The 21,589-nt window shown below is 66.3% G+C and carries 14 protein-coding genes; 7 read left to right on the forward strand and 7 right to left on the reverse strand.

All coding sequences use genetic code 11. The annotated features are described in order from the left end of the window. Nucleotides 1-267 (reverse strand): hypothetical protein (locus EB084_02340; protein ID NDD27090.1); only part of this gene is annotated, 267 nt, incomplete at its 3' end. A 238-nt stretch (nt 268-505) separates the two neighbouring features. Between EB084_02340 and EB084_02345 the strand changes: the two genes are divergently transcribed. After that, the gene (locus EB084_02345) at nt 506-1,918 is read left to right on the forward strand and encodes a hypothetical protein (GenBank protein ID NDD27091.1); all 1,413 of its coding nucleotides are present in this window, start codon (nt 506-508) and stop codon (nt 1,916-1,918) included. A gap of 21 nt (nt 1,919-1,939) precedes the next feature. Here the strand turns inward: EB084_02345 and EB084_02350 are convergent, their stop codons facing one another. Further along, nucleotides 1,940-3,988, reverse strand: a complete 2,049-nt coding sequence (locus EB084_02350; GenBank protein NDD27092.1) for a serine/threonine protein kinase — start codon at nt 3,986-3,988, stop codon at nt 1,940-1,942. Nucleotides 3,989-4,174: 186 nt separating this feature from the next. Here EB084_02350 and msrB point away from each other — a divergent pair, with 186 nt between their 5' ends. Then, complete coding sequence (msrB, locus tag EB084_02355; GenBank protein ID NDD27093.1) at nt 4,175-4,714, forward strand: peptide-methionine (R)-S-oxide reductase; 540 nt, start codon at nt 4,175-4,177, stop codon at nt 4,712-4,714. Between the two features lie 18 nt (nt 4,715-4,732). Here the strand turns inward: msrB and EB084_02360 are convergent, their stop codons facing one another. After that, nucleotides 4,733-5,749 (reverse strand): serine/threonine-protein phosphatase, encoded by a 1,017-nt coding sequence (locus tag EB084_02360; protein ID NDD27094.1) that lies wholly within the window; start codon nt 5,747-5,749, stop codon nt 4,733-4,735. Between the two features lie 378 nt (nt 5,750-6,127). On the opposite strand from EB084_02360, the gene EB084_02365 reads away from it, so the two are divergent. The 5 genes from EB084_02365 to EB084_02385 all read left to right on the forward strand — a co-directional run bounded on the left by EB084_02365 (nt 6,128) and on the right by EB084_02385 (nt 11,454). Continuing rightward, on the forward strand, nt 6,128-7,075 hold the full coding sequence (locus EB084_02365; GenBank protein ID NDD27095.1) for a hypothetical protein: 948 nt from the start codon (nt 6,128-6,130) through the stop codon (nt 7,073-7,075). A gap of 80 nt (nt 7,076-7,155) precedes the next feature. Then, nucleotides 7,156-7,899, forward strand: coding sequence for a nucleoside triphosphate pyrophosphohydrolase (locus EB084_02370; GenBank protein NDD27096.1), 744 nt, complete (start codon nt 7,156-7,158; stop codon nt 7,897-7,899). 136 nt (nt 7,900-8,035) lie between these two features. Further along, nucleotides 8,036-9,343 carry a phosphopyruvate hydratase gene (locus EB084_02375; GenBank protein NDD27097.1) on the forward strand — a complete coding sequence of 436 codons (1,308 nt, stop codon included), beginning with the start codon at nt 8,036-8,038 and terminating at the stop codon, nt 9,341-9,343. An 85-nt stretch (nt 9,344-9,428) separates the two neighbouring features. After that, a complete protein-coding gene (locus EB084_02380; GenBank protein ID NDD27098.1) occupies nt 9,429-10,256 on the forward strand; it encodes a hypothetical protein in 828 nt (275 codons plus the stop codon). A gap of 448 nt (nt 10,257-10,704) precedes the next feature. Then, the gene (locus EB084_02385; protein ID NDD27099.1) at nt 10,705-11,454 is read left to right on the forward strand and encodes a sugar transferase; all 750 of its coding nucleotides are present in this window, start codon (nt 10,705-10,707) and stop codon (nt 11,452-11,454) included. Between the two features lie 17 nt (nt 11,455-11,471). Here the strand turns inward: EB084_02385 and EB084_02390 are convergent, their stop codons facing one another. The 4 genes from EB084_02390 to EB084_02405 are packed head-to-tail and all read right to left on the reverse strand — an operon-like array spanning nt 11,472 to nt 20,081. Further along, on the reverse strand, nt 11,472-13,283 hold the full coding sequence (locus EB084_02390) for an amino acid adenylation domain-containing protein (GenBank protein NDD27100.1): 1,812 nt from the start codon (nt 13,281-13,283) through the stop codon (nt 11,472-11,474). After that, nucleotides 13,280-17,326: an amino acid adenylation domain-containing protein gene (locus tag EB084_02395; GenBank protein ID NDD27101.1), complete on the reverse strand. Its 4,047-nt coding sequence runs from the start codon at nt 17,324-17,326 to the stop codon at nt 13,280-13,282. Before EB084_02395 ends, EB084_02390 begins: the two co-directional genes overlap by 4 nt. Before the next feature lie 27 nt (nt 17,327-17,353). Then, on the reverse strand, nt 17,354-18,565 hold the full coding sequence (locus tag EB084_02400; GenBank protein ID NDD27102.1) for a glycosyltransferase family 1 protein: 1,212 nt from the start codon (nt 18,563-18,565) through the stop codon (nt 17,354-17,356). After that, nucleotides 18,483-20,081 (reverse strand): glycosyltransferase family 1 protein, encoded by a 1,599-nt coding sequence (locus EB084_02405; GenBank protein ID NDD27103.1) that lies wholly within the window; start codon nt 20,079-20,081, stop codon nt 18,483-18,485. The genes EB084_02400 and EB084_02405 overlap by 83 nt, the downstream gene beginning before the upstream one ends. Nucleotides 20,082-21,589 lie beyond the last annotated feature (1,508 nt).

Consider the following 21,589-nt stretch of genomic DNA (forward strand, 5'->3'; position numbering starts at 1 on the left):
CGGGCCGCGGGAGGCGAGAGCGGCCCAGGCGGTGACCCGAGGGAGATCGCCTGGAGCGGGGGGCCAGGGTCGCGGGGACGCCTGCCGCGCGGGGTCGGCCGCCTCGCGCGCCACGGCGGCGGGACGCGTGGGAGCGGCCGCGCGCGGGCCCTCGACAGCGAAGGTGTCGTGGGTGGCGGCGGAGGCAGAGGCCGCGATGGGGGCTTTCTGCGGGGTGAGCGGTTCGAGCGGCTCGAACGGGCCGCCGCCCAGCGAGATGGAGTTCATGTCGGGGATATTTCGCCGTGCGGGTCGCTTTCGCTCTTGTGCGACGCGCAGGCGTGAAGCACACCCTCCGGACGTGCCGCAACGTGCCTCTCTCGCGACACGCGCAGGGGTTCGAGACCTTCGTCTCTGCAACGAGAATCGCTGCTGCTGTGGGCATTCCTGACCGGATCGCAACACGCCGGCAATATGTGCGGGGCGCAGGCATCGTAAGATGACGGTGAGAAAGAGTGTACTGCTGATGATGAAGCCTACCGCTGACACCCCCCCACTTCCGCGCCTGCTGCCCCCCGCGCAGGGCGCGCGGCCCGCGGTCTCCTCCGCGCTGCCTGCTTCCCAGACGTCTCCGTCTGACGCCGTTTCCATCGGCGCGCCGCTCCCTGCCCAGTCGCCTTCCGCTACGCTGCCCGCGGTCGCGGCCACGAAGGCCTTCACACCGCCGGATGTGCCGGCCATCCTGGCCAACGGCAAGCGGTTCGAGGACATCAACTACTGCATCACCCAGACCTATGCCGACATGGCGCCGGTGCTCCAGCAGATCATCGATCCCAGCGGCCGCAACGAGGGGCCACCGAACTGGTACGCCCTGGCGGTCTACGCCTCGCGAAGCGCGGGCCAGGGCATGTGCGTGGCCCACGCGCTGTCCGGCGCGCTCGACACCAGCGCCAACACGATGGTGGCCGTGCTGCGCTTCGCGTTCGGTCAGGTGCCCGGCCCCGCTGCCCTCGCCGCGGCAAGCGTTGCCGCAAAGGCGCCGCTCGGCCAGACCGACGCGCGGGCCATCGCGGCCCTCGCGCGAGGTTCGAGCCGTGGCCTTCAAGAGCTGGCCAAAGGGGTGGGTCCCGTCGATCCGCGGGTTGCGGTGAGCACCTCCAAGCGCCTCGGCCGTCTGTTGCGGCAGGCGCCCGGACGCACGTTGCGCGACAAGACCGAAGCCGTGGTGAACACCATGCTGACCATGCTCGAAGAAGGCAACCGCGCCATCTTCGCTGACATGGGCGCGGCTGGGGCCGCCTACCTGAAGTTCCGCGCCCAGCGCGGCGGCAGCGTCACGCCCGATGAGGTCGTCGCGCAGTTCTCGGCCGACGGTTCACGTGACCCGGACAAGAGCCGCCTCGTCTACGATCGCGCGCTGGCCCAGGCCAGCGGCACGGCTGCGCTGCCGGGCGACTTCAGCGTCGAGTTCCCCGAGCTGGCCTCTGACTCGCGCCCCATGTTCCCCGCGGCCTTCGCCCTCTATGAGCAGGCGGGCCGCACGGCCGACACGCGGGTGCGCGATCGTCTCGTGATGTACGCCAACAACCTGCTGGCGTGGCGCGAGCAGCACGATGTCATCCAGCCGTGCTTCGATCCCCCCCAGGTTCGCCCGGGCGAGGTGCGCCGGATGGACATCTGGAAGCTGATGACCCCCATCGTCGACATCAAGTCACGTGATGGTGCGTGGCGCTACGCCGACTACATGAAGACCCGCGACGACGACGGCGACTTCTCGCACCTGCTCACCCCGGAGGTCTTGAAGAAGAACTGGGGCACGTTCGGCGATCGCTGGCCGGCCATCTTGAACGCCTTCGATGTGATGTACGCCAAGGGCGGCGTGGTGTGGCCCATGCCCGACGCCAATCCGCTCGTGCCCCTCGACGCGCCGCAGCACTGAGCGCGCCGCGAAGCCTGGGTCTCAGCGCGCCGCGGGTGTGGAGGAGGCATGTTTGCTGGCAAGCATCGTTTCCACCTTGACTCGCTTTGTTCTCGCCAGCTCGAAGCCTGGGCTGCGTTTAGCCGCACCGTCAAAGCTCTTCCAGGCCTGTTTGAGCATCTCAGGGTTGTCGCTGTGAGTCATCTTCTCGAGTCCCTCGTTGTAGAGGGTCAGTGCTTCGAGGTCGGCGTCGGTGGGGGAGGTCGATTTATCAGCGTCGTCAGCGCGAACCGTCGCTTTTTTGCCCCCCGGGGCCGCCAACGTTTCGGAGAGGCGGGACGCCGACTGGGGGGGTGGGGAGATCGCGTGCGCACCACCACCACCTTGTGATTCAGTCTTCTGCGGAGCGCTCTGCGCAAGCAGTGGCATGGGATGGCCGCTCTGGTGAGACGAAGCGATGTGGAAGTCGCTCGCCAGGGCGCCGGCCAACCAGTCGGTTACCTTTTGCAGCCCTTGCAGCAACGCTCTCGGCTTGATGGAGCTCTCGATGCTGAAGGTCTCGATCTGGGTCTGCGTGTCGAAGTCGTAGAGACTACCCGTCAGCGTGAGTGTGCCGTTTTCGGATCCCGGACCGTAGGTGACCTGGAGCAACAGGCGTGCCCCCGCGGCGCGTACCACGTCTCGCAGGCCCACGGGGTCGTCTGGCGATACCGTCGAGAAGCGCTGACGACGGGTCAGCTCTACATCTTCTCGGGGAATTGTCGAGAGCCATTGCTTCTCGTTACGGAGCGCTTCCATCACCAGATCTGGACCGGCCACGCGCAGCCAGTCGACCGAGCGGTTGGTCGACGCGCCCGCTGTCGGACGAAAGTCGCTCACGAAGACCTTCAGTGGGAGGGCTGCCGCCGGTGTTGCAGCAGCCGTTGCGGCGGACGTCGCCGGCGGCGCCGGGATCTCGGCGCGGCGCGTCTCTCTCGAGAGAAGCCGTGGGCCTGCGAGCAAGACCACGCCAAGCGCGCAGGCGACGAAGATCGCGGTCCCCTGCTTGAGGGTGGGCGAATGTTGCGCCGGCGCATCGTCTTTCTCTCGCGGTAGAGCCGCTGTCGATGGGCGCGGGAGGCGGGCAGCCTTCGCCCCGGGCTGGGCCACCGTGGCGGTCAGATCGGGCGGTGCGGGGGTTCCGGTCTGTAACGCCGATGTCGGGGCGCTGCCTGACGGGCGAGCGGCGCGTTCGGTCTGGGTCTGGACGGCGTCGATGGCGTCGATGAGGGCGCCTGCGTCGCGGAAGCGGTCGTCCGGATCCGGGGCCATCATCTTGCGCAGCAGCGCGCTGGCCTCTTCGGGGAGATCGGGCCGTTCGAGCGTGATTGGGGGAACATCACTCTCAAGAACCTGTTGCATGAGCGTGGCCAGCGATTCGGCGTCAAAGGCCGGTCGCCCCGTCAGCATCTCGTAGAGGCAGACGCCGAGTGAGAAGATGTCGGCCCTACCGTCGAGGGGCTTGTTGAGCCACTGCTCTGGCGCGCTGTAGCGCGGGGTGCCCACGTAGTCGCTCGACATGGTGAGGCTGCGGGTGGCGTTCAGATCGCGGCAGAGCCCGAAATCGGCCACCTTCACGTGCCCTTGCGCGTCGAGCAGGAGGTTGTCGGGCTTGATGTCACGGTGCACGATGCCCGCCGCGCTCGCCGCCTGCAGCGCGGAGGCGGTTTCTCGGGTGATGCGCAGCGCCTCCGCCAGCGATAGACGCCCCTCGCGGGTCAGGCGCGCACCCAGCGATTCTCCTGTGACGAGGGGCATCACGACGTAGAGCTGGTCGCCTTCACGACCGGCGGCGTGCACGCCGAGGATGTGGGGGTGGTCGATATGGCCCATGGCGCGGGCTTCGCGCAGCAGACGCTCAGCATAGGTGGGATCGCCGCTGGTCGAGGGGAGAACCTTGATGGCCACCGACCGATCGAGGGTGGGGTCATGGGCGCGGTAGACCACCCCCATGGCGCCGCGACCAATCTCATCGGTCACCGCGTACGGCCCGAATCTGCGTTTACTGAGGCCGCCTCTCTCAGGAACCGCTGACGGTGGACCTTCGCTCATCGGTCTTCCCCCTGCCTGTATCGCCCCGATATGCTCGCTCTGACGCACGTACACGATTCGAGGTTTCGCAACGGCAGTCCTTGGACAATTGCCCGAGACGCGGTAGAATGCAGGGGAACCTCTCTCGGGAGATCGTCGTCTCTCGTTGAGACAGCCCCCCCACCTGCTTTTGAGGAGGCCCCCCAGATGAAGAAGATCTTCACCGCCACCGCCCTCACCACGCTGCTTGCTGGCGCCGGTGTTGCGGCCATCGAGTCGCAGAAGCCGTCCCAGGGCCCCAGCCCCAGCTGCGATACCGTGTGCAAAGTTCCCCACAAGGCAACCGAGAAGCGCGACTTCCCGGTCACCAAGACCGACGCCGAGTGGCGCACGCAGCTCACCTCCGAGCAGTACTACGTGCTGCGCGAGAAGGGCACCGAGCGGCCCTTCACCGGCAAGTACTGGAACGAGCACAGCACTGGCACCTATGTGTGCGCGGGCTGCGGCGAGAAGCTCTTCGACGCCAAGGCCAAGTTCGACTCCGGCACCGGCTGGCCCAGCTTCTGGCAGCCGGTTGACGCGAAGGCCGTGCACACCGAGACCGACACCGCCTACGGCATGGTGCGCACCGAGGTCATGTGCGGGCGCTGCGGCGGACATCTGGGGCACGTCTTCGATGATGGCCCGAAGCCCACAGGTCTGCGGTACTGCATCAACTCGGTGTCCATCGATCTGGTGAAGAAGTAGCGCGTCGCTGCAAGCCCTTCAGGCCTTGATCTCCATCACCAGTATCGCCACGTCGTCGCCCAGGTCGTCGCTGGCCACCCAGTCACGCACGCGCTGCGCCACGGTTCGTGCCACCTCTGCAGGCGCCAGGCGGCGCGACGCGAGCAGCACCTCCTCGAGGCGGTTCGTGGTGAAGATCTCGCCTTCCGGGTTGCGCGCCTCGTTCACCCCGTCGGTGAAGACCACCAGTCGATCACCTTTGTTCAGGGAGACGCGCTTCTCTTCCCACTCGGTCTCGTCGAAGATGCCCACGGGCAGCCCTTCGGTCTTGAGGTGCTCGATGGGGCGCCCCTCCTCGGCGGGCACGAGCAGGGCCGCCTGATGTCCGCCGGACGAGAACACCAGCTCACGAGACTCTTCATCGTAGATGGCGTAGAACATGGTGACGAACCACGCGTCGTCGCTCTTCCACAGCGAGTACAGGCGCTCGTTGAGGCGCTTCAAGATGTCGGCCGGCGAGAAGCTCTGCTTGCCCCACTCGTAGAAGAAGCCCATCACGATGGCCATCACCATCGACGCGGGGATGCCCTTGCCCATGATGTCACCCAGGGAGAGCACCACGTACTTCTCCTTGAACGGGCGGAACCAGTAGAAATCGCCCCCGATCTCATGGGTCTGGTGGATGAGGGCATCGACGCGCACGGCGGGGGATTCGAATCGAGGGGTCATCAGCGCGCGCTGCAATGTGCGGGCCAAGGCTACGTCTTTCTGGATCAGGCTCTGGTAGCGGCGGGTCTCCCGGAACTTCGTGAGGGTCACCACCGTGAACAGTCCGAGCGCCATCCACTTCACCAGCAGCAGGGCATTGAGCAGCACGAAGGCCGGCAGCGCGTTGGGACGGACGTAGCTCAGGTCGTTGAGGATGAGGCAGATGGGAATGAGCACCAGGGCGCGGGCGAAGAAGAAGAAGCAAGCGTAGATGATCGCAAAGACATACAGGTCGATGCTGATGCCAAACGGGCTCTTGTAGTGCACGAAGGTGGCCAGCGCGAGCAATGCCACAAGGCCCACCAGCACCCAGGGGATCGCCCGAGGAGGAGGGCCGTACGAGACGAGTCGCTCGACGCGCTTGTCGAGCCGTCGCAGGGCCGTGACGATGCGGGACAGGGCGGTTCTCCTCGGCGAGGTTCGAATCGGGGTGCAGCCGCAGCGAATGGGTGTTCGAGCCGGTTCGACGCTCTACCTTCCACACAGTCCGTGATGGGGAGGGAGGCGACAGAGGGGCGTCGAACCACGGCGCGCCCATGCCCCCGAGCCCTCTCTCGAATCGTCTCAGCGCGACCTCACCGGTCGACCGGGCACGCATCGATCGAAGCCTTCTGAGACAGATGAATCCCCGAGAACACGCCGCGGGCGCCAGATAAGGAGTCACCCATGTCAAGCACCGTCGTTCACGCTGCCCGCTCAGGCATCGCTGCCCTACTCATCGGTTCGGCTCTGTTCACGGCCGGCTGCCCGAACAAAGCCGGAGAATCCACCCCCCCCGCTGCCGCGCCGAGCGGCAACGTCGTGGCCACCGTGAACGGGGAGAACATCGAGCAGAAGGAGCTCGATGTCGAGCTCAACCGTCTTCACGGGCCCGAAGTGCTGCAGGGGCTCGTCGACGATCGCCTCATCACCCAGGCCGCGCGAAAGGACAAGATCACGATCGACGACAAGGAGGTCCAGACCCAGCTCAATGAGCTGAAGAAGACCCCGCAGTACCAGGCCATGCTCAAGAGCAAGAACATGACCGATGCTGATGTGGAGCGGTACATCCACCGCCTCAACGAGCTCAAGAAGCTCATCCTGCTCGAGATCCCGGAGCAGGAGAAGATGAAGATGTACGATCAGTACAAGGAGCAGCTCGAGCAGGCGCGCATCTATGACATCCTCGTCGACAAGAAGGAAGACGCGGAGAAGATCGTGGGCCAGCTGAAGGCCGGCGGTGACTTCGAGCAGATCGCTCGTGACAACTCGAAAGACGAGAGCAGCAAGGGGCGCGGCGGCGACCTCGGCTGGGTGCCTCACAGCGCTCCGCTCGATCCGGCCTTCGCCAAGATCGCCTTCACGATACCCGTGAACCAGATCGGTGGCCCCGTCCAGACCAAGGGCGGCTGGGCCATCTTGAAGGTCACGAGCCGAAAGCGAACCTACGACGAGCTGAAGGGTGACATCGAAGATCGTCTCGTGTCGATGCGCCAGGGCGAGTACGTGCAGCGCCTGCGCGTGAAGGCCGATGTGAAGTCGAAGTTCGATGCCCTCCGAGCGGGTTCAGCCCCTGGCGCGATGGCCCCCGCTGCGTCGGCCAGCAGCGCCCCGTCAGGAGCGCCCGGCAGGTGAGCGAGGCATCGGCCGCGTCCGCCAGCGGAGGTCATCCCCCGCCCCGAGGCGAGACCCCGTTTGATCGGCTTGTCGACCTCATGACCACTCTGCGGGCGAGCTGCCCGTGGGATCGCAAGCAGACGCACGCCAGCCTGACCCCGTACCTCATCGAGGAGGCCTACGAGGTTCTCGAGTGCATCGAGGGCGCCACCGCGTCACCTGACTTCGATCGGCGCCTTCGTGAAGAGCTGGGCGATCTGCTGCTGCAGGTGGTCTTCCATGCCGAGCTGGCGCGGGAGGGCGGCCGTTTCACCATCGATGACGTGGCCCAGGGCATCGTCGACAAGATGGTGCGTCGCCACCCGCACGTCTATGGCGACGCCTCGGCCGATTCTCCCGAGGCGGTGCGCCGCAACTGGGAAGAGATCAAGGCACGGGAGAAGGGGGCTGCGCGCGAGAAGCCGGTCTCGCTGATGGACGGCATCCCCCGCCATCTGCCCGCGCTTCTGGCTGCTGAGCGCGTGGCGGGGCGCGCCGCCGACGTGGGCTTCAAGTGGGAAGACCCGCGTTCCGCGCTGGCCAAGATCGCCGAAGGCGACCACGCCCACGCGCGTGACGAGATGGGCGACGTGCTCTTCGCCTGCGCCAACCTCTGTCGCGTCATGGGCGTGGTGTCAGAAGATGCGCTTCGACAGACCACCCGCAAGTTCGTGACCCGCTTCTCGCACATCGAGGCCACGGCGGCGGCGCGTGGCCACGCCGTGTCGCACTTCGACCTCGCCGAGATGGAGAGCCTGTGGGAGGAATCGAAGAACCTCCCGCCTAACCCCGGCGAGCCCTGAGACCAGGCGGCGATTCGCCCCGAGGCGCCGACGTTCTGCGCGTGCCGTCGGGCCACGGCAGGCCACGGTGTCGCCTTCGTGCTCTCGCACAGCGCAGGCGCGGGTCCAGGAGACGCGAGTTCCGAGGAGTCAGTTCATGTACGAGATCGTCGATATCAAGGGGCGACAGGTGCTCGATTCACGCGGCTTTCCCACCGTGGAGGTCGACGTGCATCTCAGTGGAGGGGCTCGCGGCCGCGCGGCGGTTCCGAGCGGCGCCTCGACAGGGGCTCACGAAGCCCTCGAGATGCGCGACGGTGACAAGGCGCGGTATGGGGGCAAGGGGGTGGAGAAGGCCGTTCGCAACGTGAACGAGCTTATCACGCCCACGCTCCTGGGGTTCGACGCACGCAACCAGATGCTCGTCGATCGGGCCATGCTCGATCTCGATGGCACCGAGAACAAGAGCAAGCTGGGCGCCAACGCCATCCTGGGCGTGTCGCTCGCCACGGCGCGGGCGGCGGCCAGCGCGCTCGAGCTCGATCTGTATCGCTACATCGGCGGCGTGTTCGGGCACTGGCTCCCGGTTCCCATGATGAATGTGGTGAACGGGGGCGCGCACGCCGACAACAATCTCGACGTCCAGGAGTTCATGCTGATGCCCGCGGGCGCCGAGAGCTTCTCCGAGGCGCTGCGCATGGGCTCTGAGACGTTCCACGCCCTGAAGGGCCTGCTCAAGAAGCGCGGTCTCAACACCGCCGTGGGCGATGAGGGTGGGTTCGCGCCCAACCTCAAGGAGAACCGCGAAGCCCTCGACCTTCTCGTCGAGGCCATCGAGGTCGCGGGTTACACGCCGGGCAAGGACATCTCCCTCGCGCTCGACGTGGCCTCCACAGAGTTCTTCGAAAACGGCACCTACACATTGAGCAAGAGCGGTGGCCGCAAGCTCTCATCCGAGCAGCTCATCGACATGTACGAGGAGTGGATCGACGCCTACCCCATCATCTCCATCGAGGATGGCCTCGCCGAGGACGACTGGGACGGGTGGAAATCGATCACCGCGCGCCTCGGAAAGCGTGTGCAGCTCGTGGGTGACGATCTCTTCGTCACCAACACGAAGCGCCTGGTTCGTGGCATCGAGGCGGGCATCGCCAACGCCGTGCTCATCAAGCTCAACCAGATCGGCACCCTGACCGAGACCCTGCTCACCATCGAGACGGCGAAGAAGGCCGGCTACAACAACGTCATCTCTCACCGCTCGGGCGAGACCGAGGACGTGGTGCTCGCCGAGCTCGCGGTTGCCACCAATGCGGGTCAGATCAAGACGGGGAGCCTGTCGCGCAGCGAGCGCATCGCCAAGTACAACCAGCTGCTCCGCATCGAGGAGGAGCTGGGCGACGGTGCACGTTACGCGGGGCGCGGGGTCTTCCGGCGCTTCCAGCAAGAGGTTCCCGCGCACGCCTGAGGCGAAGCCGCAGATCGTCGGGGCGTGCGGCGCCGGGTCTCCTGAGGCCCGGCGCCGTCGTCGCATTGAAAGGGAGAAGCACATCGTGCTGCGGAGCCTTCATCTGGTCGAGATCGATATCTTTCCCATCGCCTATCGCCCGTGCCGCCTCTTCCAGGAGCGCATCGCCGACTACTACAACAGCGGGCGGCCGCGATTCGAATGGGAGAAGATGCGACAGAAGCATCTCATGGAGGGCAGCACAGCCATCCTCGAGGTGTGCGGAGGCTGTGGTCTCAACGTGCTCGCCGATGCAGAGGGGTGCAAGGTGCGCATCGAAGGGCTCACCACGTTCCTCGGCATCGTGTCGACCCTCGAGCCCGAGAATCGGCTCGTCGGCTTCTCGTTCTCCGATGACGCGCTCTCGCACAGCGACACGCTCAACCTGCACGAGGAGCTTGAGCGGCTCTCACAGGTCTTGGCCGAGGTGAAGTGGCCCGTGGCCCAGATCTATGTCGACGGAGAGCCGCGACCCGATCCCACGGGGATGCGCGCCGCGCTGTTCTTCGAGTTCGAGGGGGGAGAGCGCCCTACCCTGATCTACAGCAACCGCGGCTTCACGGTCAATCTGGGACGAGATGGGCTCGAGGTCGACGAGAGCACCGGGACGAATCTCCCGGAGCGCTTCAGCCGTCTCTTCAAAGACGGGGCCAACGTGTTCGGGGAGACCGTGGGCGGGCGTCTCATGCCCTTTCTGCCCATCGAGAACGAGCTCCCCGCCTGGGATGACACCCCCATGTTCGGTCGTTCGGAGATTCGCGTCATCGAGCTTCCCCTGCTCGACATCTATGCCGATGTCATCGACAGCCTCTCGGTGTTCTCGTCGGTGGCGCTTTCGAACAACGTCGGCCTGCGCTTCAGCGCGGTGGGCTGACCGCCAGGCTTGCGCGCGTTAACAAGTCGTTCAGGAAACAGCAACAAACTGTTTACAACTGGCCGTGCAAACGGGTCGTGTGCTCCCCTCTTACCTCACGTGAGCGGAACGGTGAGGCGCCGAGCAGTGCTCGAGCCGACTCACAGCGAGAGGTCCCAAGCCCTCTCCTCCACGTGTCCGCTCCCCAGGTCCATCGGCCCGCACAACAGCGGCTGATGGACGTGGTTCCCCGTCCCTCGAGCTCTCTTCTTCGGAGGCGCCGTACCAATCGGCGCCTCTTTCATTTGTCTGGATAATTTGCTTCTGCCCGTTCGCTTGTCGGTTTACACCCTGGGCGCCATGGAAATTCGTCTTGCGTTCGCGTGACGCGGTTTCAGCCCACGTCGAGGGGTTGCGCTGGTGCTCAACATCAGCGACCTGCTTGCGCGTAGATCGATGTGAACGGGAGATGCGAATGCTCAGGAATTCGTCTGCTGCGGAGAAGCCGGTGGAGGAGCTCGAAGAGCCGATCACGCCGGCCGATCACGAGACCTGTGAGGTCACCTGGGTCTCCTGGCCACGGATGAAGCCGTGGCCGTCCTGGGGGAGACGCGTGACCGTCTATCACGCATGGAAGCGCACGCTCGATGTCGTCATCGCGCTCTCCGCGTCGCTGCTGCTCAGCCCCGTCGTGATTGCGGTCTCTCTTCTCGTCAAGCTGCACGACGGGGGACCGGTGCTGCACTGGCAGACGCGCGTCGGGCGACGTGGACGGCACTTCGCGTTTCCGAAGTTTCGCTCGATGGTGATGGGGGCCGAGGCCATGCGTGATGGCCTTGCCGATCAGAATGAGTCAGGCGGCGTGATCTTCAAGATGAGGAAGGACCCACGCGTGACGCCGGTGGGACGAATCCTGCGTCGCTACAGCATTGACGAGCTCCCCCAGCTGTGGTGCGTGCTTCGGGGAGACATGACCATCGTGGGCCCTCGGCCGCCCCTGGCCTGTGAGGTCAAGCGCTACTCGGCGCGAGACTGGGGACGATTGGATGTGGTGCCCGGGTTGACGTGCCTGTGGCAGGTGAGCGGACGATCTGAGCTGTCTTTTCGCCAGCAGGTCAGTCTCGATCTCGAATACATCCGCAATCGCGGGGCGTTCACCGACATGAAGATCATGGCGGCGACCATTCCCGCGGTCCTGACGGGGCGCGGCGCCTATTGAGGCCGACCGCGCCCACCTCAGCCCAGGTCTGGTCCTGCTTCCAAAGCCGTGGCCAGATCGGCGATGCAGCGCGCTCGGAGCATGACGCTCGCGGTGATGCGGGCGTTGAGCGCCTGTTCGATGGCGCGCGTCAGACGGGTGCCCGTGATGGAGTCGAGGCCCATGGCGATGAAGGGCTGCTCCACATCGATCACCGGTCGCTGCAGCACGCGCGAGACGATCTCGGCGAGTCGTTCCTGCAGCGGTGTCCCGGGCGCTGTGGCAGCGGGCGGTTTCGCAGAGACCTCGAGGTCGAGGGCGACGCCAGAGAGCGCGCGCCGATCGATCTTTGCATTCGCATTGAGCGGGAGCTGAGGAAGTCGTGCGAAGCGACCCGGCACCATGCTCGGCGGCAGCCAGCGCGCCACGATCTCGCGAAGCGCGAGGTCGGTGACCTCTGCTTCGGGGAGGGTCACGATGAAGGCCACCATGCCTTCCGGACGCTTCACCACGGCAGCCTGTCGCACGGCGTCGTGACGTTCGAGCACGGCCTCGATGGCCTGTGGCTCGATGCGAACCCCGTTCACCTTGAGCTGCTCGTCGATGCGACCCAGCATGAGCAGCGCCCCGTCGCTGCGGAAGCGCCCTCTGTCTCCGCTGCGATAGAGAAGGGCGCCTGGTTCCGACGGATCAGGCACGAAGCGCGCCTGCGTCAGGCTCTCCCGCTTCAGGTATCTTCCGGTGACGCCGATGCCTCCGATGCAGATCTCTCCGCTCTCTTCCGCGTTGACGGGATTCCCCGCCTCATCGAGAACGAGCAGGCGAGCGTGGGGCATGGCGTGGCCGATGGGTATCACTTCTTCAGCAGCGGTAACGCGGTGCACCGCGCACAGCACGGTGGTCTCGGTGGGGCCGTACACGTTCCACACCGACGATGAGCGCGCGAGGAGCGCAGCGGCAAGCGTGGGCGTCATGGTCTCTCCGCCGCAGACGATCTTTGGTGTTGTCTCGTCTGCGCGCCACCCAGCCTCGAGCAGCATCTGGTAGGTGGCTGGCGTGGCGTTCAAGATGGTGGGGCGCAGGGCGCGCACGTGCTCGAGCAGCCCGTGCCCGTCACGCGCGACGTCGCGTGACAGCAGAGAGACATGTGCGCCGCAGGCCAGCGCCTGATAGATCTCGACCAGGCTCGGATCGAAGGCCACGCTCGCGATGGCGAGAATCGAGTCGTGCTCGCTCATGCCCGGCTCGTGGGTCATGGACGCCAGGAACGCAGAGAATCCGCCGTGCGTGAGACGCACCCCCTTCGGACGTCCGGTCGAGCCCGAGGTGAACATGATCTGGAATCCGCTGGTGCTGCGAATCGTTCGCGCCAGATTGTGTGTCGGGGCGCGCTCGAGGGTCTCTGTCTCGCGGTCGAGGCAGAGCAGGGCCGATTCGGGAGACGAGATGCCGGGCAGCAGCGCGCTTCGCGTGATGATCAAGCGAGCGTCGGCGTCGTCGAGCATGAACGCGGTCTGTGTCGGGGGATGGGCGGGCTCGAGTGGCAGGCACACGCTTCCGGCTTTCTGCACCGCCAGCATGGCAATCACCAGCTCCAACGAACGGGGAAGCAGCACGCCCACCACCTGGTCGGCACCGGCCCCTCTCGCCACCAACGCGTGGGCGAGGCGGTTGGCGTGCTGATTCAGCGCCTCATAGCTCAGGGTCGAGCCCGCACAGGTGAGGGCGGGGCGATGCGGCTGGCGCCTGGCCTGGGCCTCGAACAGGGTGGGGAGGTCTGAGAGGGCTGCGACCGTGGGGGAGAGCAGCCGCGATCCGTCGTTCGTCTGCATCGATGGGGTATCGTTCATGAGGGCTCCTTGTCGTGGCGTTCTGAGCTCTGGGGAGAAGGGGACGACATCAAGGCTGCGCTTGTCAGGCACGCACGCACGATGCTGCCCACCTGTCGCACGCCGGGCTCGACCATGATCTCGTCATGGTCGCCGTCGACGTGGTGGATCGTGACGCGTTCGGCGACCTCGCTCCAAGCACGATCGTCAGGTTCGAGGGCGAAGCGGTAGGTGGCCGAGCGCCTGCGGATCAGGGTCACCTCGCCAGGGTAGCAGCCGGGCGTGTGCCCGAGCATGGCGAGAAGGTTCTGCTGGGCGATCTGCTGGTAGTTGCGCGGCCACGATGACATTCCGTACATCTCGGAGATCATGCCGATCACCCCCGCAAACGCCCTTGCGTCAGAGCGGTCGCCTGTGGGTCTGCGCGTGGCCAGGCGCAGGCGCCGTCCGACGCGAGCAGCCAGCGAGTGCGACGACGCTCTGCGGAGCGCCGCCATCATCTGCTCTGCCGCAATCAGCGGCCGATTCACCAGATTGCGCAGCTTCGCACGGAGGGTTCTCGGTCGGTGGTTCACCGGGCTTGTGTCGATGATGGCCAGCAGCCCCACTGAGTCACCCGCTTCGTGAAGCTGCCGGGCCATCTCGTGGGCCACGATGCCGCCGAACGAGTAGCCTCCGATCATGTAGGGACCTTCTGCTTGCACTGCGCGCATCTGTGTGATGTAGTACATCGCCATCTCGCGCACGGTTCGCAGGGGCTGCTCGCGTCCATCGAGCCCGCGTGGCTGAAATCCGTAGAACGGGTTGCGCAGGCCGCAGTGGCGCGCCAGGTCACGACACACGTCACCGATGAAGGCGTGCACGCAGAAGAAGGGCGGCCCATCGCCGCGAGGCTGGAGGCACACCAGTGCGCGCAGGTGGGCCTCCCAGCCGGCCTCGCGCAGGCGCTTCGACAGCGCGCGGGGGGTGGGGGCTTCGAAGAGCACCTGAAGCGACGACACCGGGCGCTCGAGGGTCTGCTCGAGACGGCTCAGCAGGCGCACGGCGAGAAGCGATGTGCCTCCCCGCTCGAAGAAGCTGTCGTCAAGCTGCACGGGCTGCCCGCCGAGAACATCTTCGAACGATTTCCTGATCTGGAACTCGAGCAGGTCTTCTGTCTCCGCGTCAGTCGAGGGCTTCGCTCGCTCTGAGATGGTCGGGCGGGGCAGCCGTGCGCGATCGATCTTCCCGTTCGCGGTGAGGGGGAAGCTCTCCATGGGAACGAACGCGCTGGGCACCATGTACTCGGGGAGCTGACGAAGCAGTGCCTCGCGCAGGGCGCCGATGTCTGCATCGCCGCAGAACCAGGCCACGAGACGTCGCTCACCACTGTCATCATCAGAGACGCACACAACCGCGTCGCGTATGCTCGGCTGTCGCGCGAGAGCGGCCTCGATCTCTCCGAGCTCGATGCGGAATCCGCGTATCTTCACCTGACCGTCGAGACGTCCCAGGAACTCGATGGCTGCGTCGGAACGCAGACGAACCAGGTCTCCCGAGCGGTAGACGCGTGCGTTTGGCGCGTCGCAGAACGGATCGGGCGTGAAGCTCGCCGCGCTCAGATCGGGCGCATGGAGGTAATCGAGGGCGACCTGCGGGCCACCGATCCACAGCTCGCCGGGCACGCCCCTGGGCACGAGGCAGCCTTCTGAATCGACGATGTAGGTTCGCACCCCGGGCAGCGGGCGACCGATGGGAACGCTGCCTTCCTCGTGGCCGACCCTGTGGGCCAGCACGTAGCAGGTGGTCTCGGTCGGCCCATACACGTTCTGCAGCTCGGCCACGCGGGTCGACAGCTCTCGGGCGAGATCGGTCGACATGGGCTCGCCGCCGCAGAGCAGCTTCATGCGCGCGTCGCCTCGCCAACCCGCGTCGATCAGCATGCGAAAGGTGGAGGGTGTCGCGAATGACGCGCTTGCGCGCCCCGTCTCGAACAGCTGGCGCAGACGCAACCCATCGCTCACCATGTCGCGTGGCACTGGGGCTACCGCCGCCCCGATGGAGAGGGGGAGCAGCAGATCGCCAACGTGCATGTCGAAGGTGAGCGGACTGGTGAACCAGACCGTGTCGTCTTCATCGATCCAGGCCGTCGACGTCGCCTGAAGGAAGGCCGCCAGGGAGCGATGCCTCACACGAACCCCCTTGGGGCGACCGGTCGAGCCAGACGTGTAGATGACGTAGGCCAGATCGTCGAGCGCGGGACGGGGCGCCGCTGGCGCGCTGGGAAGGGCCGCCAGCAGCTCGCTCTCGGCGAGGTCGTCGAGAACGAGTCGCCGGATGCCGGAGGCTCTCCCCTTGTGCGTCAGGCATCGCTCGGTGATGACCACTTCGACCGACGCGTCTTCGAGCATGAAGTCGATGCGTTCGTCCGGGTGCTTCGCGTCGAGCCCCAGGTACGCCGCCCCCGCTTTCAGCACGCCCAGCACCGCGATGGGCACGAGAGTGCTGTCCTGGAGAAGAACGCCAACAAAGGTTCCAGGGCGAATCCCCAGACTGATGAGCCGATGCGCGAGCTGCTCGGCTTGCGTGTTCAGCGCATCAAAGGTCAGGGTGGCCGCGTCTCCCACCACGGCCGGCCTCGTTCCTCTTCGTCTCGCACTGGCCTCGAACAGATCGACGAAGGTGCCTTCGGGCGACGCGGGGGCAGGCAGGCTGACGGAGACGAGCGAGGCCCGCTCGTCGGGAGTGAGTACGTTGATCTCGCCGATGGTTTGCAGCGGGTTCTCGAGCATGGCGTCGACGACGGTCAGGAAGTGATCGGCCAGCAGCGCCTGGCACGGCTCCGGAAACGCTTCTTCGAGGGTGTCGAGCGAGAGCGTGAGCCGGTTGCTCGCGGAGAAGTCGTGGATGTTCATCACGAGGGCCTGGCTGGCGTGCTCGGTGAACACCCACTCATGCTCGACCGCGTGTCCCGCGAACTGCGCAAGCGTAGCGGGCAGGTAGTTCACCACCACGTCCCAGGCCCGCTTGCCTACAGGGTTCGATACCGCGTATCGGGCGTGCTCCAGCGCCTCCAGTCCGGCGTCGGTGACCCGCTCGAGAAGCGTGACGAAGGTGTCGCGAGGCGAGAGACGCACGCGCATGGGGAGCAGCTGCATGAGCAGCCCCGGCGTGCCGAGATACGTGGCGGTGCGGTTGTGGTGGCTCAGTGCAAGGGTGAGCGCCTCGTTGGGGCCCGTCTTGTGAAGCCAGACGAGCAAGGCCGTCACGAGAAGGTTCTGTGTTCCCTGGTGCGTTCCGAGCAGGGGAGAGACGCGCTCGGCAAGCGCGCGCAGCCGCGTGCTGCGGGCGTCGCCGAGGCCGACCGTTCGTCGTCGGGCTTTTCCTCCGAGCGTGGGGGCGCGCTTGCCATAGAGGCGCGTCGGGCTCCCGTCTGCAAGCTGCGCGGCCCACCACGCGGCGTCGGCGGTGTGTTCCGCACTGGCGACATAGGCGCGCTGGCTGTCGATGAAGGCCTTGAACGGGACGACCTCATGCGCGAGGGAGAGGGGCTCGCCTCGCAGCGCCTGCGCGTACAGCCCGGACAGCATCTCGAGCATGATGGCCACTGAGGCGCCATCGCTCACGATGTGATGCATGGTCAGCAGCCAGGCCGACCGCGCGTCCTGCAGGTGGTAGAGAGAGAGCTCGAACAGCTGTCTGCGCAGCTCGAAGGGCCTGCGCACACGTTCCGAGGCGAGATGTCTCACGATGCGCTCGGGCTGAGCGGTGCCACGAAGATCGAGCGTCTCGATCATCACGTCGATGTGATTGAGCACGCGCTGCCGAGGGACGCCGTGCGCGGCGTCGATGACGGTGCGCAGGCAGTCGCACGACTGCACCAGCATCTGGGCGGCCTGCTGGAACGCACGACCGTCGATGGCCGCGTCGACGATGAACAGACCCGCCACGTTCTGATCGAAGGCGCGTGGGTCCATCTCCTGACTCACCCAGATGAGCAGCTGCCGGGGAGTCAGGTTTGATTGCGCCTGCACATCGTCGAGTGATGCACCGGCATCTTTCGGGATTGACACGAGAGGGCTCACGATCTGACCTCCATCACGCTGTAGATCTCAGGTTGCCGCGGTCGCGAGCAGGGCTTCCAGGTCGCGCAGGTAGCGCGCGAACGAGAACTGCTCCTGAACCCGCCGCCGAGCGCTCCGACCCATGTCGCTCGCCTGCACCTTGTCAGAGAGCAAGCGGTCGACGGCTGCGGCGAGCCCGCGCACGTCCTGCTCTGGCACGCACAGACCGGTTCTTCCGTGGTCGAGCCAGTCGCTGATGCCGCCCACGTCGAACGCCACCACCGGCCGGGCCCAGAGCATCGCCTGCAGTCCGACCATGCCGAACGGCTCAGGCCACCGCGATGGGACCACCGCGATGTCGCAGGCACGGTAGAGCCGGCCTTGCTCGGTCGGGGTCAGCCAGCCGTGAAACACGATCCGGTCAGTGAGGCCCAGCCGTCTCGCCTGCTTCTCCAGTGCGCTGCGTGCGTGACCCATACCCACGATGTCGAGAAACCATTCCCCTCGCGTCATCGCAAGTGATTCGAGCAGCAGGTCGACCCCTTTTCCATGCACGAGCTGGCCGACATAGAGCACCCGGCGATCGCCGGGTGGGGGGCTCAGAAAGGTCTCCCCCAGATCCACGGCGGGGGGCAGGCGCGCGATGCGGTCGTGTGGGAGCCCGTTTCGAACGAGCAGATCGCGCATGTAGCGGCTGGCGACGATGAGGCGATCAAAGCCGCCGTGGGCTTTGAGGTCAGCCAGTCTCCCCGCGACGTTCACGAGGCGCCACGGAAGGAAACGACCCCGCGATCGTTTCAGGAATGCGCCGTCGAGCAGACAGCGAAGACCGGCCGGACGGTCGCAGATGCGACCGTCTCGCGCGAAGTAGCGGTGTGACCGGGGACAGCAGAGATCATGGTCGTGCACGTAGCGCACGATAGGTACCGCCGTTCGCTGCGAGAGCAGGCTCGAGGCGTGGTCGAGCTTGTGGACATACACCACGTCGGCCTGCCAGCGCGTGAGCAGGGGGCGCAGCTGCGCGCCCGTGAACGGGGCGGTATCGTCGAAGCGGGTCGCGTAGCCGGATGCGTCGCGCCCGGCGTGGCGGTAGGCCAGATAGCACGCGTGGCCGCGGGCTCGAAGTCGGGTGGCGTCGGCGATGCTCTGCTCCACGCCGCCGAGCCAGCCACAGATCTCACTTACGAAGACGATGTTCACGGATGACCTCTTCATACAGCGCGGAGAGACGGCGTGTGACGCTGTCCCAGGTGAACTCATCGAGCGCGCGGCGGCGCCCGTTCATGGCCATCGATCTGGCCAGCGTGCGATTGCCGAGCACGAGCGAGATGGCGTTGAAGAACGCGGCTTCCTCGCCGAGGGGGCACAGCAGCCCGTCGACGCCGTGCTGCACGAAGCCGGAGAGACCGCCCGTCCGACTGGCGACGACCGGACGCGTGGCGGCCCAGGCCTCGAGCACCACGAGTCCGAAGGGCTCGTGGTTCGAGGGCAGCACGAAGCAGTCGGCCGCGTGGTAGGCATCGACGAGCTCTTGTCCCTTTGGAGGAAGTCCACCGGTCATCGTGACGATGCCTTTGCTGAGCGCGCCGGCCATCTCGGTGAGTACGGCCTGGGTCGCTTCGTCTGTGACGGGGCCTACGACAGCGAGTCGAACGTCGCCATGCGCTTGTCTGAGATGAGGAAGGATGCGCGCGATGAGGGCCTGGTTCTTCTGGGGATGCACCCGCCCGACGTTGAGCAGGAGACGGGCGGTCGGCGGGATTCCCCAGCGCGCTCGGAATCGAGCGCCATCTCCGTTCGTGAAGTGCGCAGCCTCCACGCCGCCCGGCAGGAATGCAACCCGTGCATCGGGGCGCTCGCGCGAGAGGCGCTCGTGGTCTGCCTGTCCCACGCAGATGATGGCCGCGGCATCATCGAGCACGCGGCGCGATCCTACCCACCATCCCAGCGCCTTTCCCCATTCGAACGCGCCGTGTGCAGGGTGCGCCTGCAGACGTAGAGATGAAGGGGCCACGGGAGCGCCGTTGGCATCGGCGAGAGGCGCTTCTTCGAGTCCGCCGTGCAGCGAGATCACGTAGGGGAGATGTCGCCTGCGCGCCGCCCAGCGACCGATGGCGCCGATGCGACGGGCGGTGTGCAGATGGATCACGTCGAGCCCTGGCCGCGTCATGAGCTCGCGCATCAGGTGAAACGAGAACATGTTTCCACCGGAGAGGTCGAGTGCCGTAACTGCTTCCGGCTTCAGGCCCAGGTAGGGATAGAAGTAGGGCACCCGAAGGATGGGAACCGTCGCGATCTCTTCCTCGGCGGTGTCGGAGAGCGCGTCGGGGCAGAGAATGGTCGCTTGAAGACCGTCGCGGTTCTGTCTTCGGGCGACCTCGATGATGTGTGTCTCGGTGCCGCCCCAGTGTGAGACGGCAAGACGACGGGGGACGTGGGTCACGTTCAAGGCAGCGCGCCCTCCATGGCCATGTAGAAGGCGTCGACCTTCGTCACGATTCCACCTTTCAGCGGAGCACCCACCGCTCTCAGGTCTTCCACGAGAAGACGGAGCTCGTCGATGGCGTGCACGCCGTTCTCGATCACGAGCACCACCGCGTCGACATTCGCGGTGGCGCGCGAGAGGTCGGTCTCCTCGCGCGCGACAGACTCCCTGAAGACCACGCTCTCGCGGCGACGGCGAAACTCCGGGACGAGGAGCTGCGCCACGCGGGTCTTTCCTTCGCTGGGAAGGAGGCTGAGCAGCAGGATCTGACCGCCGTGGGGGGGCACGCATGCCCGCACCTGGCGTGCCAGTGCCTGCAGATCGAGTCGCGCGATGCGCTTCTCGCCATTCGCAAGCGCTCTTTCGGAGAACCGAGGGATCACGCCCAGCAGCGGAACCGAGAGATGGCTCACGATCTGTGGCGGCACGGTGAGCCGGTTCTTTCGCACCTCGACGAACGCCACGAGTGCGAGGCTCAGCACCGCGCCCGCGCCGCCGATCAGAAAGGCCAGCAGCTTCTTTCTCGACTTGAGCGGCGCCGTGGGCATCGAGGCCTCGGTGAGCAGCGTGAGACCTGGAACCTCCCCTGAAGGGGAGGGGACGAGCTGCTGCGTCTTCTCGAGCCGGGAGCTTGCGTCGGTGACGTCTTGACGGCGGCTGGTCACTGCGCGGTTGAGCGATTCATAGTGGCGCTGCAGCGCGGGCAGCTTGACCCTGCGCTGCAGGGCGCGTGCGTGCTGCAGGCGCAAGGACGCGGTCCTTCGTGAGAGACCGTCGACCTGCAGGCGCAGGGTCTGCGCCTGGCTCTCGATCTGGCCCAGCTGCGCCTGTGAGGGCGCAGCCGAGAGCGTGGTCACGGGGGGGCGCGCCGCACGCGTTGCGGTGATGCTGCGCCACTGGTCGTAGCGTCGGTCGTCCGCGAGAAGGGCGCGGCTCTTCTCGACGGCTTCGCCTGCGCGCTCGAGCTCCTGCTGCGAGATGTATCCCTCGGCTGCGAGCTGTCGGGCTCGTCTCAGCTCTGCCTCGCTCTGACGCAGCGCAATGAGGTTGGCGCTGCGACTTCGATTGTCGCTGATCAGCGACATGAGATCCTGGGAGCGCTTCTCGAGCGCCCCCTCGTGCGCTGCTGCGCGGGCGGCGCGCGCCTCTTCCCGTGCTTTTCGCAGCAGGTCGTTGCGCGTTGACTCGAGCATCGACAGCTGTCGCTCGAAGGCCTGTCTCTCTGATTCTGCCTCGGTGAGTGCAAGCTGCAGCTGCTCGACTGCGTCGGGGGTGTCGCCAGCGGCCATGTCTGACGCGGAGAGGTGATTGCGTACCAGGAACGCCTGAAGGGCGCTCTCGGCCTGCTCGGCGGCCGCCTCGCAGCGGTTCAGATCTGCGCGCAGCCGTTCGAGCTGTGCGGTGCAGGCGGCTGTCACCGTGGCACGAACGTCAGCCACGAAGGCGTCGCTCAGCGCACGCGCGGTCCGCTGCGCAGCTTCAGCAGACGGTGCTGCTGCACGGATGCGGATCGCACCGCTGTCGCGATCGAGCTCGCTCTCCGTGGCGCGTTGCAGACTGGCGAGATCAGTGCCGAGGGCGCTGGCGACCGGCTTGAGAACGTCGGTTGATCTCACCCGTGCGGCGATGAGGGGAACCGGGAGGGGTTCGCGTCCGAGGACGGTGCGCATCACGGCGGGATCGTAGAGCAGCGAGGCCTCGCTCTCATAGGTGCCGACGCCGAGCGCTCGTCCGGCGGTCACACCGACGACAAGCGAGATCACGACCAGCAGCAGCGCAATTCCGCGTCGACGCCACAA

This window comes from Pseudomonadota bacterium, assembly GCA_010028905.1.
GTDB lineage: Bacteria > Vulcanimicrobiota > Xenobia > RGZZ01 > RGZZ01 > RGZZ01.

Bases quoted from the DNA above. Each gene is read 5' to 3' on its own strand.
- EB084_02345 (NDD27091.1), top strand. From the start codon at position 506: ATGATGAAGCCTACCGCTGACACCCCCCCACTTCCGCGCCTGCTGCCC.
- EB084_02350 (NDD27092.1), bottom strand. From the start codon at position 3,988: ATGAGCGAAGGTCCACCGTCAGCGGTTCCTGAGAGAGGCGGCCTCAGT.
- msrB (NDD27093.1), top strand. From the start codon at position 4,175: ATGAAGAAGATCTTCACCGCCACCGCCCTCACCACGCTGCTTGCTGGC.
- EB084_02365 (NDD27095.1), top strand. From the start codon at position 6,128: ATGTCAAGCACCGTCGTTCACGCTGCCCGCTCAGGCATCGCTGCCCTA.
- EB084_02370 (NDD27096.1), top strand. From the start codon at position 7,156: ATGACCACTCTGCGGGCGAGCTGCCCGTGGGATCGCAAGCAGACGCAC.
- EB084_02375 (NDD27097.1), top strand. From the start codon at position 8,036: ATGTACGAGATCGTCGATATCAAGGGGCGACAGGTGCTCGATTCACGC.
- EB084_02385 (NDD27099.1), top strand. From the start codon at position 10,705: ATGCGAATGCTCAGGAATTCGTCTGCTGCGGAGAAGCCGGTGGAGGAG.
- EB084_02390 (NDD27100.1), bottom strand. From the start codon at position 13,283: ATGAACGATACCCCATCGATGCAGACGAACGACGGATCGCGGCTGCTC.
- EB084_02400 (NDD27102.1), bottom strand. From the start codon at position 18,565: ATGAGTTCACCTGGGACAGCGTCACACGCCGTCTCTCCGCGCTGTATG.
- EB084_02405 (NDD27103.1), bottom strand. From the start codon at position 20,081: ATGCGTGCCCCCCCACGGCGGTCAGATCCTGCTGCTCAGCCTCCTTCC.